Annotated in this window: 15 protein-coding genes, 1 tRNA gene and 1 other annotated feature; of the genes, 11 read left to right on the plus strand and 5 right to left on the minus strand. The window is 33.0% G+C overall.

Features of this window, described 5'->3' with window-relative positions; all coding sequences use genetic code 11:
- Positions 1-335: 335 nt before the first annotated feature.
- Positions 336-593 (plus strand) — a binding site (T-box leader).
- Positions 594-710: 117 nt separating this feature from the next.
- Positions 711-1,226, plus strand: coding sequence for a tryptophan transporter (locus BLV68_RS07105; RefSeq protein WP_093752285.1), 516 nt, complete (start codon positions 711-713; stop codon positions 1,224-1,226).
- A gap of 345 nt (positions 1,227-1,571) precedes the next feature.
- Here BLV68_RS07105 and BLV68_RS07110 read toward each other — a convergent pair.
- Positions 1,572-1,647: transfer RNA gene (locus BLV68_RS07110), tRNA-Ala, on the minus strand.
- A gap of 139 nt (positions 1,648-1,786) precedes the next feature.
- Here BLV68_RS07110 and BLV68_RS07115 point away from each other — a divergent pair.
- Complete coding sequence (locus BLV68_RS07115; RefSeq protein ID WP_093752287.1) at positions 1,787-2,287, plus strand: hypothetical protein; 501 nt, start codon at positions 1,787-1,789, stop codon at positions 2,285-2,287.
- Between the two features lie 35 nt (positions 2,288-2,322).
- Positions 2,323-2,502 (plus strand): hypothetical protein, encoded by a 180-nt coding sequence (locus tag BLV68_RS07120; protein WP_093752289.1) that lies wholly within the window; start codon positions 2,323-2,325, stop codon positions 2,500-2,502.
- Between the two features lie 67 nt (positions 2,503-2,569).
- Here the strand turns inward: BLV68_RS07120 and BLV68_RS07125 are convergent, their stop codons facing one another.
- A complete protein-coding gene (locus tag BLV68_RS07125) occupies positions 2,570-3,511 on the minus strand; it encodes a phosphoglycerate dehydrogenase (protein ID WP_093752291.1) in 942 nt (313 codons plus the stop codon).
- Between the two features lie 86 nt (positions 3,512-3,597).
- Positions 3,598-4,494, minus strand: coding sequence for an arginase (gene rocF, locus BLV68_RS07130; RefSeq protein WP_093752293.1), 897 nt, complete (start codon positions 4,492-4,494; stop codon positions 3,598-3,600).
- Between the two features lie 179 nt (positions 4,495-4,673).
- Here rocF and BLV68_RS07135 point away from each other — a divergent pair, with 179 nt between their 5' ends.
- Together BLV68_RS07135 and BLV68_RS07140 are read left to right on the plus strand one after the other, a co-directional pair.
- Positions 4,674-5,345 carry an NAD(P)H-dependent oxidoreductase gene (locus BLV68_RS07135; RefSeq protein ID WP_093752295.1) on the plus strand — a complete coding sequence of 224 codons (672 nt, stop codon included), beginning with the start codon at positions 4,674-4,676 and terminating at the stop codon, positions 5,343-5,345.
- A 20-nt stretch (positions 5,346-5,365) separates the two neighbouring features.
- Positions 5,366-5,971 (plus strand): ribonuclease H1 domain-containing protein, encoded by a 606-nt coding sequence (locus tag BLV68_RS07140; protein WP_093752297.1) that lies wholly within the window; start codon positions 5,366-5,368, stop codon positions 5,969-5,971.
- A 24-nt stretch (positions 5,972-5,995) separates the two neighbouring features.
- Here BLV68_RS07140 and BLV68_RS07145 read toward each other — a convergent pair whose 3' ends face one another.
- The gene (locus BLV68_RS07145; protein WP_093752299.1) at positions 5,996-6,421 is read right to left on the minus strand and encodes a deoxycytidylate deaminase; all 426 of its coding nucleotides are present in this window, start codon (positions 6,419-6,421) and stop codon (positions 5,996-5,998) included.
- A gap of 161 nt (positions 6,422-6,582) precedes the next feature.
- Between BLV68_RS07145 and BLV68_RS07150 the strand changes: the two genes are divergently transcribed.
- The 6 genes from BLV68_RS07150 to BLV68_RS07175 all read left to right on the plus strand — a co-directional run bounded on the left by BLV68_RS07150 (position 6,583) and on the right by BLV68_RS07175 (position 12,580).
- Positions 6,583-7,068, plus strand: coding sequence for an LURP-one-related/scramblase family protein (locus tag BLV68_RS07150; protein ID WP_093752301.1), 486 nt, complete (start codon positions 6,583-6,585; stop codon positions 7,066-7,068).
- 23 nt (positions 7,069-7,091) lie between these two features.
- Complete coding sequence (locus BLV68_RS07155; protein ID WP_093752303.1) at positions 7,092-8,855, plus strand: sigma 54-interacting transcriptional regulator; 1,764 nt, start codon at positions 7,092-7,094, stop codon at positions 8,853-8,855.
- Positions 8,856-9,084: 229 nt separating this feature from the next.
- Positions 9,085-10,377 (plus strand): L-cysteine desulfidase family protein, encoded by a 1,293-nt coding sequence (locus BLV68_RS07160; RefSeq protein WP_093752305.1) that lies wholly within the window; start codon positions 9,085-9,087, stop codon positions 10,375-10,377.
- 58 nt (positions 10,378-10,435) lie between these two features.
- Positions 10,436-11,479 carry a CapA family protein gene (locus tag BLV68_RS07165; RefSeq protein WP_093752307.1) on the plus strand — a complete coding sequence of 348 codons (1,044 nt, stop codon included), beginning with the start codon at positions 10,436-10,438 and terminating at the stop codon, positions 11,477-11,479.
- Positions 11,480-11,704: 225 nt separating this feature from the next.
- Positions 11,705-11,908: a cold-shock protein gene (locus BLV68_RS07170; RefSeq protein WP_093752309.1), complete on the plus strand. Its 204-nt coding sequence runs from the start codon at positions 11,705-11,707 to the stop codon at positions 11,906-11,908.
- 60 nt (positions 11,909-11,968) lie between these two features.
- Entirely contained in the window at positions 11,969-12,580 is a 612-nt protein-coding gene (locus BLV68_RS07175; RefSeq protein ID WP_093752311.1) for an NUDIX hydrolase, read from the plus strand.
- A 48-nt stretch (positions 12,581-12,628) separates the two neighbouring features.
- Here BLV68_RS07175 and BLV68_RS07180 read toward each other — a convergent pair whose 3' ends face one another.
- Complete coding sequence (locus BLV68_RS07180) at positions 12,629-13,393, minus strand: CAP domain-containing protein (RefSeq protein WP_200773689.1); 765 nt, start codon at positions 13,391-13,393, stop codon at positions 12,629-12,631.
- Positions 13,394-13,672 lie beyond the last annotated feature (279 nt).

The raw sequence follows: 13,672 nt of genomic DNA on the forward strand, positions 1-13,672 counted from the left end.
AGAGGAAAGCTCTCCTCTACTGTTTAAGAGAAATGTTTTATGATTATCTTTTTATATCTATCTTCCTTTTGCTTAAGTTATATTTTTATTCTAATTTTGCATAATTTATCGGACTAAATTAAGCTTATTATCAAAAAATAGTTACTGGATTTAGGACAAAAATGTTAGGAGAACCAGTAAGTAGCTTGAAGAATTATATAAGGCTTATGATGATTTAAAGTAAGGAAGCTTTTCACAACAGGAGATATCATATTGATTGTGCTATAAGTCCAAATAATAGCCATACTAATTCTTGACTTTTTTATATCAATATTATATAATTTTAAAAATTAATCTGAAATTCTATGAATAGAAATAGTAGCTAAAGTCATATGGTTTTATAGCGAGTCGGAGTTGGTGAAAGTCCGATACCATAGCTTTAGTGAATGGGTCTAGGAGAAGTTTGGTGAAATGGTAAATAGAGTAGCCAATACCGGGGATTTCCCGTTACAGGAATAGGATATATAGCTTTAAGCTAGGTATCTGTTGAGAGAGATTATCCAATGGATAATCTAATTAAGGTGGCACCGCGGAAGCAGTCTTTCGTCCTTTTTTTGGGACGGAAGGCTTTTTTTATTATAAAAATGAAAAGGTGGTGAAATGGTATGTTGTGAAGAGAAGCTGATGACTGGAAAAATAAAAGAATAAAAAATGAAAAGGAGATGTTTATAATGAAGTTAAGAAAAAATATTCTTACAACATTACTATTAGCCATCGGTTTTATTTTGCATCAAATTACACCAGGCATATTAGGTGGTATGAAATTTGATTTTCTTCTTATTTTTATGATAGTTTCCCTTTTATTGAATCCCAAATTTGAAAATGTTATATTTACGGGATTATTAGCAGGATTACTTTCTGCAATGACAACTAGCTTTCCGGGAGGTCAACTACCCAATATAATTGATAAAATGGTTGCATGCTTAATCCTGTTTGTTATAATTAAGTTTTTTTATCAGTTTAAAAACAACTCCATTGTGGTGGGGGTAATTGGAGGTATAGGAACTTTTATAAGCGGAACGGTCTTTTTAGGGTCAGCTAGGCTTATGGTAGGTTTGCCTGTTCCCATGAATGTGTTGATGAGAGCTGTAGTGCTTCCTACTACTTTAATAAATGGGATAGGGATAGTGTTTATCTACGGATTGGTAAGAAGGGCTATAAAATTATCGGGAATTACTTCCTGTTAGTGATGCAAAAGGAACGGACATTTTTGCATCTTTTATGGAATAAAGTTAATGTAGATGTGGATTAGCAAATATTAATAAAAAACAGCATGGTTGATTGACCATGCTGTTTTTTAACTTATATCTGGGTAGATTCTGACCCAATGATAGTGGAGTTTCAATTTTTTATATGTAGGCTATTACCCCATTCTTTACATTGATAATATTATGATTTTTATTCTTTGTAAAATAGACATTTTTAAATTTTATAATGGTTCTTGATAGCTAAATAGTAGTCAAAATGAAAATTATTTGATTTCTACAAAAAACAACAAAACCTTGTAATCATTGAAATTACAAGGTTTTTTATGGTGGAGATAAGGGGACTTGAACCCCTGACCTCTTGACTGCCAGTCAAGCGTTCTCCCAACTGAACTATATCCCCACATCTTTCAATCATATAAAATGATACTACTTTTTTGTCTTTTGGTCAAGTAGAACTTAATTAAAATAATATTACTATTTATAGAGAAGCGGGGTATCATAATAAAAGGGAGATTTAAATTATGGAGGAGTGATAATAGATGAACCCAATGTTAAAAAAGTTAGTAGATCAAGATTTTATGACAGAATCTCAATCTAAATATTTAGAGGATGCTATTGATGGAAAAGAATCTATAATAGTTTCAGGTCATAAGGGATGGGGAATACTTCCACTAATGGCTACATTAATGGCTATTGCTAAAGCCAAGTATAGAACCTTACAAGTTAAGGGATTCGATGATTTGAAAAATGAAGATATAGACTATTTTTTGATTCCAGGAATTTCAAATATTGATTTTGAAAAATTGATAAAGGAAGCTATGGCTGTGGGTAATATTTCCTTTATAAGTATTAAGGATCCAGATCATCCTTATTCGATCTTCAAACTACTTAGAGAGGTATTTAAAGAGAATGAAGACACTTCTAAAGTATATCAAATCCTTGAGTGTGCTAAAATTGACGATGAACCTAAACTAGTTAAAATTACACAGGTAACATTAAATGAAAAGGGAAGGTTAATAAAAAAGGACTTCGAAGGGTAAACTAATTAGACATTAATATGAAAGGGAGAATAGTCTTGGATGAAAAATATATTGTTATAACTAATGATAATTTTTCTGAACCTATGTCTAAGAAGGATGCCATAAAACTAGTAAAAGAATACGATAATAAGGGTATAGTAGGCTACATTGTATCAGAAGAAGAAGCTAAGAGGATTAAAGACCCTAGCAACTTTAATGAACCTAAGTGGGAATAGGTATCAAACAGAAATAAAACTCTCATTTCTGAGAGTTTTATTTTTGTTATTGAATATTTGTTTTTAATTAATAGCCTTTTTTAATATCTATTACATTGATTAGCTTTTCGCTATTTATATATTTTTTCATATTCTTATATGCAATTTCATATCTTCTTTTTGCATTCATCTCGGATGCCCAAGAATTATGGGGAGAAATTATTACATTGTCCATATCCCATAGAGGACTATCTTTTGGTAGAGGTTCTGCTTCAAATACGTCTAAAGCTGCCTTTCTAATTTTTCCTGACTTTAGGTTTTCAATAAGTGCTTTTTCGTCTATTATGCTGCCGCGGGCAATGTTTATTAAATAGGTTCCATCCTTTATATTCTTAAATACCTCTTCGTTTATCAAATGGTGAGTTTTATCAGTATAAGGAGCTGCTACTACTAAAACATCCCACTTGCTTACTACTTCATTTAATCTGTTAGTACTGTAACATTCATGAAAATATTCTGCTTTTTTGCCAGTAGCATTTACTCCGACTATATTAACTCCAAAACCTTCAAATCTTTTTGCTGCTTCTTGAGCGATGGAACCAGTACCTACAAAGCCTATGGTTTCTCCATAAATTTCAAACAGGGAAGTATCCACTTTCCACTCTTTATTTTCTTGTTTTTTGTAAAATTCCCAGCTATTTTTGTACATTTCAAGGGTTTTAAGAACTATCCATTCAGCTATGGGGATGCTATACCCTCCTCGGTTGTTGGTAAGGATAATATTTCTTTTTAAAACCTTATCAACTGGGACTTGGTTTATACCAGCACTTAATAGCTGAATCCATTTTAATTTTGGTAGCATATCAATATCTAATTTTTTAAAGGGATCAAAACAAACCAAAACTTCAGCATCTTTTATATCATCGGAAAAAGTTAGGTCCTTTTCATCCTGAAAAATAATTTCGTAGCCTAATTCTTTTAAGGTCTTAAACTCTTCATCGGTATATTTAAAAGTAATAAGTGCTTTCAAAATAATCCCTCCTTCTTCTTTTGTTTATTATACCCAATGAGGAAGGCTAAAATCAGATTAAACGAATATGGATTCAAACATGATAACTAAATATGTTCAAATATAAAATCTACTAGTTCGATACAAAGATTTGACGTGGTATCGTTTTCATCTAGTAAAGGATTTAACTCTACTAAATCCATTGACTTTATCATCTTAGTATCTAATAGACTCTTGAGTATCATCTTAGCTTCTTCTATGTTAAATCCATTTTTGACGGGCGTTCCTGTGCCAGGAACTAAGCTTTTATCCAATACATCTATATCGAAGCTTAAATGGATTCCGTCGATATTGGAATTTTTTATCTTATCTATTACATCTTCAATGATGGATTTTAAGCCAGATTTTTTTATGGTATCCATAGTATATAGATTTAGTTCTAGTTCTTTAGCTAGTTTAATTTCACCTTCGTCCAAGTCTCTGGCGCCAATAATGAATGTATTTTCAGGTTTTACTTTAGTTCCATAAAAATAGAGGTTAACTAAAGAGGAGTCACCTTTTCCTAAAGCAGCACCTAATGGCATGCCATGGGCGTTTTTAGATGGAGATGTTTCATGGGTATTAATGTCTCCGTGAGCATCTATCCATATTACTCCTAATTCTTTATGGAATTTGCTAGAACCTGAGATACTACCTAAACCTAAGGAATGGTCTCCGCCAATTACTAAAGGGAAGCTATTAGAAGTTAAAGCACTATAAACACAATGAGCAAGATTTGTATTTATATAAACTATGGGTTTTAAATACTTGATTGTATCATGAAAAGTCAACTTGTCCATTTCTGGGATATAAGGAATGTAAAGATTACCAAGATCGTAGATATTATTTTCATGTTTTTTTATTGTTTCTATTATACCCTTCTGTCTCAATTTGTCAGGTCCATACTGAGCACCTTGTCGATCACAACCATACATGATAGGCACTCCAATTAAACTAATATCCATCATATGACCTCCTTTGTCTTACCAAATATTAATAGAATCTGGTACAGTTTAATTATATCATGTAAATATTTCGAAACAACAGTTACTTTTGCCATTTGAATAGAAGAGGGTAAATAATATGGCAATAAAATGGAACAATAGGGTATAAAGATATATAGATAAATTTTAGGAGGGATAATATGGATAATAGAAAGGAAGAGATTTTAAAGGCTCATCGGTTTAGATTTGCTTGTAAGGAGTTTGATGAGAACAAAAAAGTGCCAAAAGAGGATTTGGAATTCATATTAGAAGTTGGAAGGTTGTCCCCAAGTTCCTTTGGTTTTGAGCCGTGGAAATTTTTGGTTGTAGAAAGTGAAGAATTAAAGGAGAAAATCTTGCCAGTAGCTTGGGGTGTACAGCGACAAATGTCAACACTAAGCTATTTAGTTATAATATTAGCTCGAAAGAAGAAGGATATGATATATAGTTCAGATTACATAAGATATATGGTAAAAGATGTGCACAAATTCCCTGATGATATGGCGAAATTAAGGCTTGAAAGGTATAAGAGCTTTCAAGAAAATGACTTCAAACTTCTTCAAAACAATAGATATATATTTGACTGGGCTGTTATGCAAACCTATATTCCCCTAGGAAACATGATGACAGCAGCAGCTCAAATTGGCATAGATACATGTCCTATTGAAGGGTTTAATAGGGAAAAGCTGGAGGAAATATTGGAAAGTGAAGGGGTAATTAATAGCGAACAGTTTGGAGTTGCATGCATGCTGGCATTTGGATACAGGAAGGAAGACCCAAAAAGACCTAAGACTAGAAAACCTATGGAAGAAGTGGTAGAATGGATATATTAGTATGATTTAAGAGGTGTATTATGGCTAAATATTATGCGGTAAGGGTAGGTAGAAATAAGGGTATATATAAAACTTGGGCTGAGTGTGAAGCTCAGGTAAAAGGCTTTTCCAATGCAGTATATAAAAAGTTTTCTACTTATGAGGAAGCAATAAATTTTATTGAAGATAATGATGAAAGGTTAGAAGATAAGGACATAAAAGAGCTAGGAACCAATGAGATGGTTGCCTATATTGATGGAAGTTTTAATGAGGAGACTAAAACCTATAGCTTTGGGGCCGTTATATTTACAGTTGAGGGGAAAGAAACCTGTTCCAAAAAGGAAAGGGATTTAAATTTAGTAGATATGAGGAATGTGGCTGGTGAAATAGCGGGGGCTAAATATTCCATGGAAGAGGCCATAAAAAGGGGAAAGGATACCCTTTATCTACATTATGATTATATGGGAATAGAAAAATGGGCTACTGGGGAATGGAAGGCTAATAAATATGGTACTAAAGAGTATAAAAAGTATTATGATTCCATAAAGGATAGATTAAAGGTAGTATTTATAAAAATAAAGGCCCATTCTGGGAATCAATATAATGAGGAGGCAGACATGCTGGCCAAGAAGGCTTTAGACATATAATACTAATGGTAATCACCATTAGTATTATATTTTTTCGAAAGGAATGTTATTTTTGTTTAATAGCTCTATGGCATAATCGTCCATTCTATAGCTATGTTTATAATAGATTTTTTTAATTCCAGCTTGTATTAATGCCTTTGTGCAATTTAGGCAGGGGAAATGGGTTACATAGACTCTACAGTCCTTAACAGATATTCCTTCCTTTGCACAATAGATAAGTGCATTCATTTCTGCATGTATGGTGGCTATACAATGGTCATCCCTCATAGTATGTCCTACATCATTACAATGGGGATTACCAGAAATAGATCCATTATATCCGGTCGATACAATCCGATTATCATCATTAACGATTAAACATCCAACCTCTGCTCTATCACAGGTAGAGCGTGTTGCTACCATTTCAGCAATCTCCATAAAATATTCATTCCAAGGCTTTCTATCATTCATAAGCTATTACTCTCCTTCCAAATTTATAATATATTGTTCTGTGTACCTATAAGTTCATTTTAATAACTATGTATAGATATATTCATACATATATAATATAATGTAAATATCTATATTTTCAATATTTGCATAAAATTATATATGAAAGCAAGGAGAGGATTATGAGGTATATAATTAGAGAGAGAATTTTTTCTATAGCAGATAAATTCAATATTGAAGATGAAAATGGTAACCCTCAATATGAAGTAGTTGGTAAGATTTTTTCTTTAGGAAACAAGCTGTATATCTACGACTTAAATGGAATAGAGCTTATCTATATTGAACAGCAGGTTTTCAGATTATTACCAGAATATTTTATTTATAAAGAGGGTAGTCTTGTAGCCAAGGTTAAACAACAACTTACTTTTTTCAAACCAAAATTCCATATAGAAAGTTCCTATGGCAGCTTTACCATTGATGGAGATATATTCCATTATAGTTTCAATATTCTTAAAAATGGCAGTCCTATTGCCTGGATAAATAAGAAGTGGATATCCTTTTCAGATACCTATTCGGTGGAAATACTAGACGATGAAGACCAACCCCTTATATTGGCTTTAGTCATAGTATTAGATCAGGTATTCCATGATGGAGATAATAATAGATAAGAGTCTTAAGGGAAGTGATATAGATGGAGCTGTTTAATATACAGAGTTCCGTTCAAGAAGTAGCAGAGGCCATACTGACGGTGCTGAATGTAGATGTAACCATTGTTGACAAGAATTTAAACAGGGTTGCAGCTACTGGCATGTACAAGGACCTTATTGGAAAGCCATTGCCTAAAAATTGCTCCTTTGAAATGGTGGCCAAAATAGGAGAACCCCAGTTCATAGATAGTCCTAATATTAGTGAAAAATGTTTTAGCTGTAGTTTGAAAGGGGATTGTGCTGAACTGGCTGCTATTGGATATCCAATTAAAAGTCAAGGGGAACTATTAGGAGTTATTGGACTTATAGCTTTTGATTTAGAACAGAAAAAGAGAATTCAAGAAAATTATGATTCCTTGGTTGTTTTTTTAAGCAAGTTGGGAGATTTGTTAGCAGGAAATTTAAATTATATTAATACCATAAATAGATTAACTATACAGAGCCAAGAAATAAAGGAGATAATAGATGGACTAGACAATGGGATAATATGCACCGATACTATGGGGAAAATAAAATTTATCAATTCAAAAGCAGAAGATTATTTACAGATTAAATCTTATGACCTGATCAATAAACATGTTACTAATATTTTGCCTGATCTAAATGGAAGTTTGGAAGCTCCCGCTTCCATGGAAACTAGAGTAACGGTTAAGAATAAGAAAAAGAGTTTCATAATTAAAATAATTCCAGTAAAGGTAAAGAATAAAAGGGTAAGCAGCATTATTGAAATCCATAAAACTACCAATATGGTAAGAAGTGCTTACAGATTAATAGAAGGTAGTAGCAATATAACTTTTGACCATATAATTGGGAATAGTCCTAATATAATCAAGGCTAAGAATTTGGCAAAAGAGGTGGCCAAGGGTAGATCAACCGTACTATTGAGAGGGGAAAGTGGTACGGGAAAGGAATTGTTTGCAAGAGCGATCCATAATGCCAGTGATAGGAAAAATTTTCCCTTTGTAGCCATAAACTGTGCTTCTATTCCAGATAATCTATTGGAAAGTGAGTTATTTGGCTATGAAGGAGGAGCCTTTACAGGTGCAAGCAGCCAAGGACAAATGGGCAAGTTGGAGTTAGCTAAAGGAGGCACCTTGTTCTTAGACGAAATAGGCGATCTACCCCTACATTTGCAACCTAAGATTTTAAGAGTTTTACAGGAAGGAACCTTTATGCGTTTAGGAGGAAAAGAGCTGATTTCTGTAGATTTCAGACTAATAACTGCTACTAATAGAAATTTGGAAGGGATGATTGAAAAGGGAGAATTTAGAGAAGATCTATATTATAGATTAAACGTAATACCCATTTATATTCCTCCTTTGAGGGAGAGGATAGAGGATATTGATAAATTAAGTAGGTATTTATTAAAAAAGTGTTGTAACAGGTTGGGTAAGGAAATAAAAATATTATCACAGGAAGTAAAGGAGGCTTTTTATAGGTATAATTGGCCAGGCAATGTGAGGGAGCTGGAAAATGTAGTTGAATATTTGATAAACGTGGAAAAGAATAAGAAAATAAGTTTTGAAAGCCTACCCAATTCCATTAAGGAGCACTTTAACAGCCCTTTACTGATGGTGAAAAAGGATAATAAATTAAAAGATATTTTAGATAATTACGAAAAGGAATTGTTAAGATCCTATTTAGAGGAATATGGGAACACTACTGAAGATAAGAAAAAAATAAGCTCTATTTTAGGTATCAATCTATCTACTTTGTATAGGAAGTTAAATAAGTACAATTTGCAATAATGAGAAAAATTTGCATAAATGCGAAAAATCATCCTGCCTTATTTATATCCCTTTCATTGGATATTCCCAATATATATAAGGTATGTAATTTGCAATAATGAGAAAAAACTATAGAAAATGTCAACTAATAAAGAAGGATAAACTGAGTAAATATCAGCTTTTCCTTCTTTTTTGTTTTTTGGTATAAAAATTGCATAATATCAAATGCAAATGAAGGAGAGGTGGTAAGATGGTTAATAAAGATATTATGTATAGATTATTGAATATAATTAATGAAGAGACTGTACCTGCCTTAGGATGTACTGAGCCTGTAGCTGTAGCTTACGCGGCTTCTGTAGTCAATAGACATTTTAATGAGGAAATAGACAGGCTTGAAATAAAAGTGAGCAAGAATATATTTAAGAATGGCAAATCGGTGATTATTCCATATACGAAAGAATGGGGATTAGATTTAGCAGGGGCTTTAGGGGTTATAGCTGGTAATCCAGAGGATGGATTAATGGTTTTGAAGGATGTTAAAGAGGATCACATTAGAAAAGCCCATCGAATGTTAAAAGAGGGAAGGGTAACTGTGAACTATATTGAAAACACTCCTGAAGTATACGTGGAAGTATTAGGCAAAGGAGAAAATAGGACGGTAGAGGTAGTGTTAAAAGATGCCCACAACCATATATACAGTATTAAAGTTAATGGTGAAACCATATATAAGAAACTTTTAGAAAAGGAAGCGGGAAGTGATCCGGGATTTATAAAAAATTTATCCTTTGAGGATATGATACAAGTTACTGAAGGGGTACCTTTAGATTCTTTACTCTTTATAGTTGAAGGAATAAATATGAATAAAGAAGCTGCTAAAAGGGGATTGGAGGCTGAAAATAGCCTTAATGTAGGAAGAGGCTTGATTGAGTTAGAAAAGAAGGGAAAAATACATTTGGATGCTCCCACTAAGGCTAGAATTTTAACTGCTTTAGCTGCTGATATGAGGATGGGGGGAGGTAGTTGTCCAATAATGACTAGCTCTGGCAGTGGTAATCAAGGAATAGGGGTATTTTTGCCTATAACTGTTGTTGCTGAAGAAAATAATATTGAGGATGAAAGGCTGATAAGGGCTATCTTTTTAGCTCTAATGCTTAACAAGTATGTGAAACTATATACTGGCAAATTATCTGCTATGTGCGGATGTGCTATTGGGGCTGGTGTAGGTGCAAGTGGTGCTATTGCCTGGATGTTAGGAGGCAATCAAAGACAAATAGGTGGAGCATGTAACAACGTATTAGCAAATTTGACTGGTATAATATGTGATGGTGCCAAAGATACTTGTGCATTGAAGCTTTCTACATCAGTAGAAGAAGCAATCCTATCAGCTTTTTTAGCTATAGAAGATGTAATTGTTAGGCCAAATATTGGGATTATTGGGGATACCATAGAAGAAACTATTAAGAACTTAGAGCTTTTATGCAAGGAAGGATTTTGTAAAATGGATTCTACAATAATCCATATATTAAACTCATCTACAAACTGACAGATGAGTTTATTTCATGTATAATGGTATATATTAAGTTTAAAACAGGAGGACTTAGATGAAAAAGATTATAATTGCGGTGGTTATTTGGATATTAATCATTTTAAAACCATTTTCCATGGCTTATGGGATGGATGAAGGAGAGATTACTACCATTTCCTTAGTAGGGGATGTAATGATGGATGGAACAGTTAAAAAAGCTGTTGAAAAATATGGGTATTTCTACCCTTGGGGAAGGGTGCAGCATTATTTTAAGAATAGCCATCTGTCAATAGTCAATTTAGAAACTAGCATTACGGATAAGGAAACAATATGGCCTGATAAAGAATTCAATTTTAAATCTTCTCCAAAGAATCTTGATGCCATGAAAAAAGCTGGTATTAATATTGCTACTTTAGCTAATAACCATATTTTAGATTATGGATATGAAGGTCTTTTAGATACTTTGATGTACCTAGAAGAAAGCGGAATACAATATGTAGGGGCTGGAAGAAATAAAAAGGAGGCCTTAAAGGGTACTATAGTTGAAGCAAATGGACTCAAATTTGGAGTAATAGCATTTTCTAGGGTTATTCCCCATGTGAATTGGTATGCTACTGATAAAAGGCCTGGGTTAGTAGGTGCTTACGATGGTTTTACCAAGGATATGATGAATAGGATTGAAGGGCTGAAAAAAGAAGTAGATATATTAATTCTTTCCATCCACTGGGGTAAGGAAAGGAGTACTTATCCTAGGAAAGAAGAGATAGCAGTTGCTAAGGAGGCGATAGATAGAGGTGTCGATATTGTAATGGGGCATCATCCCCACGTTTTACAGGGGATAGAGATATATAAAGACAAACCTATTTTCTACAGCCTTGGGAATTTTGTATTCGGTTCAAAGGATGAATTAACTAAAACTACTATGATAGGCCAGGTTGTTATGAAGGGAAAAAAGATAGACAGAGTAGAAATAATACCCTGTTCTATAATGGATGGTAGGCCTATTCCCTTAGAAGACAATGAGAAGAGCAGGGTTATAGGATACATAAAGGATCTATCTAAACCTTTTAAAACCAATATAACTAGCGATGGAACTATAAGAATAAAGAGTGAAAAATAAGTCTATGGATTATTTATTTTAATTTATTAGTAAATATTTGTTGCTATTTATGAGAATAAAGTATATAATAAAGTATAGCTTTAATTCAACAGCAATAGACGGCATTGGTTTTCATGTGTGAGAATAGGTTAAGGAAATAAGATTTATATAGATTTTTTGTCTCCAAATCTTTATTTCTTTATACCTTGTGAATTAAAGGAAATAAATATTTGGAGGTATTAAATAATGGTAAATGGTACAGTAAAGTGGTTTAATTCAGAAAAGGGCTTTGGCTTTATTAAAACTGAGGAAGGCAACGACGTATTCGTGCATTATTCACAAATTAATAAACAGGGCTTTAAGACTTTAGAAGAAGGAGAAACCGTATCCTTTAGAATAGTCCAAGGACAAAAAGGTCCACAAGCTGAAGATGTAACACCAATTAAGTAAATAAAACCCTAAAGCAAATGCTTTAGGGTTTTATTATAGGATAGAAAGGTTGTTAGTTTTATGGACATAGGAGATATTATAAGCAAAGTAGAGGGAAGGGTGGCCCAACCCTTAGAGGTTAGACAGAATTTTGCGGTGCTCATTCCTTTGGTTAAAAAAGGGAATCAGTGGCAAATAGTTTATGAATTAAGGGCTAAAAATTTAAAGAGGCAACCTGGTGAGATTTCTTTTCCAGGAGGTGAAGTGGAAAGGGGAGAAACCTTTAAGGAAGCTGCTATAAGGGAAACAATTGAAGAACTCAATATTGAAAAGGAAAATATAGATATAATAGGAGAGCTAGATTACATCGTTACCACTTCCAATATTGCCATCTATCCCTTTTTAGGCACAATTAATAACATTTCTGTGGATAAGATCAGACCAAATAAGGATGAAGTAGACCATATATTCACAGTTCCAGTGGATTTCTTTATAAAAAATGAGCCAAAATTATATTACCTAGACCTCCATCCAGTAATTAGCAAGGATTTTCCATATAATCTCATCCCCAATGGGGAAAAATATAAGTGGAAGTTTGGAAAGTATTCAGTCTACTTCTACAATTACAATGACTATATAATATGGGGATATACGGCAAAGCTTACTAAGCATTTTATAGACCTAATAAAATAGGTTCTCTTTAAGCTAAGTTTAAAGAGAACCTATAATTTTTATATTTAATTAATCGGTAAACAATTGAGTCCAATAGGTTGTACCATTTACCTTTACATAACCTACCCCAATTTTACCAAAGCTAGGATTAAGTATATTAGCTCTATGGCCTGATGAATTCATCCAGCCATTTACTACCGATTTGGCACTAGAATAACCTTTGGCAATATTTTCTCCTGCCGTTCTATATTTAATGCCAAAGCTCCTCATCATGTTGAATGGATCTCCATATGTAGGAGATGTATGGCTGAAATAGTTTTTATCTGCCATATCTTGAGATTTTATCCTGGCTACCCTAGATAATTCTTCACTGTAGGCTAAGGGAGCTAGTCCGGATTTTTCTCTTTCTATATTAACAAGTCTAACCACTTCTTTTTCTATTGCAGTATTTGAATCTACTTCAGTTTCTGGAGTTGGGTTGCTTGGCCTTGTGCTAGGTTTTTGATTATTGTTTTCTTTTTGATTTTGATTTTCTTTTTCATTGCCAATGTTAGAGTTTGGTGTTTCTGTTTCCTCTACAGGGGTAGTAGGCTCAGATGGTTTATTTTTTTCCCATCCTACAGGGTCCCATCTAATTATTAGATTACCCCAGTTATATAGGTAGTTGTAGTAGTTTTTGTCATAGGAAATTACATGAACTCTACTATTGGTTCTGTCGTTATTTCTGTTATAAGTATTGCTTCTGTTATTGTAGCTTGCAGCTTGTCCTACTGATGTTGATAAAAGCATAGTTGCTGCTAATGATAGTAATATCTTTTTACCTTTCTTTTTCATCTTAAATCCTCCTTAAAATTTAGATTCAACTGCCCCCCTTTCTTTAGTTAAAAAGTATAACATTAAATTTATGTTAAATAAACCATCACTTGTTGGCAAGCCAACATAATATTGGAACTAATGTTAAGGGATGGCTTAATGAAGAAATGATGTATAAATATGTAGCAAGTTGTAGTGAAACAGATACTCTAAATAAATTGACAATGCTTTATACAAATATTATAATAATAACAAAGGTAAATATTCTTACTTGATAAATTTATTGTATTTTATTTAAGT

It is taken from the genome of Tepidimicrobium xylanilyticum (genome assembly GCF_900106765.1).
Classification (GTDB): Bacteria; Bacillota; Clostridia; order Tissierellales; family Tepidimicrobiaceae; genus Tepidimicrobium; species Tepidimicrobium xylanilyticum.

What these genes read in the sequence shown, in the direction of transcription:
- BLV68_RS07105 (WP_093752285.1), top strand. Translation starts at nt 711, where the DNA reads ATGAAGTTAAGAAAAAATATTCTTACAACATTACTATTAGCCATCGGT.
- BLV68_RS07115 (WP_093752287.1), top strand. Translation starts at nt 1,787, where the DNA reads ATGAACCCAATGTTAAAAAAGTTAGTAGATCAAGATTTTATGACAGAA.
- rocF (WP_093752293.1), bottom strand. Translation starts at nt 4,494, where the DNA reads ATGGATATTAGTTTAATTGGAGTGCCTATCATGTATGGTTGTGATCGA.
- BLV68_RS07135 (WP_093752295.1), top strand. Translation starts at nt 4,674, where the DNA reads ATGGATAATAGAAAGGAAGAGATTTTAAAGGCTCATCGGTTTAGATTT.
- BLV68_RS07140 (WP_093752297.1), top strand. Translation starts at nt 5,366, where the DNA reads ATGGCTAAATATTATGCGGTAAGGGTAGGTAGAAATAAGGGTATATAT.
- BLV68_RS07145 (WP_093752299.1), bottom strand. Translation starts at nt 6,421, where the DNA reads ATGAATGATAGAAAGCCTTGGAATGAATATTTTATGGAGATTGCTGAA.
- BLV68_RS07150 (WP_093752301.1), top strand. Translation starts at nt 6,583, where the DNA reads ATGAGGTATATAATTAGAGAGAGAATTTTTTCTATAGCAGATAAATTC.
- BLV68_RS07155 (WP_093752303.1), top strand. Translation starts at nt 7,092, where the DNA reads ATGGAGCTGTTTAATATACAGAGTTCCGTTCAAGAAGTAGCAGAGGCC.
- BLV68_RS07160 (WP_093752305.1), top strand. Translation starts at nt 9,085, where the DNA reads ATGGTTAATAAAGATATTATGTATAGATTATTGAATATAATTAATGAA.
- BLV68_RS07165 (WP_093752307.1), top strand. Translation starts at nt 10,436, where the DNA reads ATGAAAAAGATTATAATTGCGGTGGTTATTTGGATATTAATCATTTTA.
- BLV68_RS07170 (WP_093752309.1), top strand. Translation starts at nt 11,705, where the DNA reads ATGGTAAATGGTACAGTAAAGTGGTTTAATTCAGAAAAGGGCTTTGGC.
- BLV68_RS07175 (WP_093752311.1), top strand. Translation starts at nt 11,969, where the DNA reads ATGGACATAGGAGATATTATAAGCAAAGTAGAGGGAAGGGTGGCCCAA.
- BLV68_RS07180 (WP_200773689.1), bottom strand. Translation starts at nt 13,393, where the DNA reads ATGAAAAAGAAAGGTAAAAAGATATTACTATCATTAGCAGCAACTATG.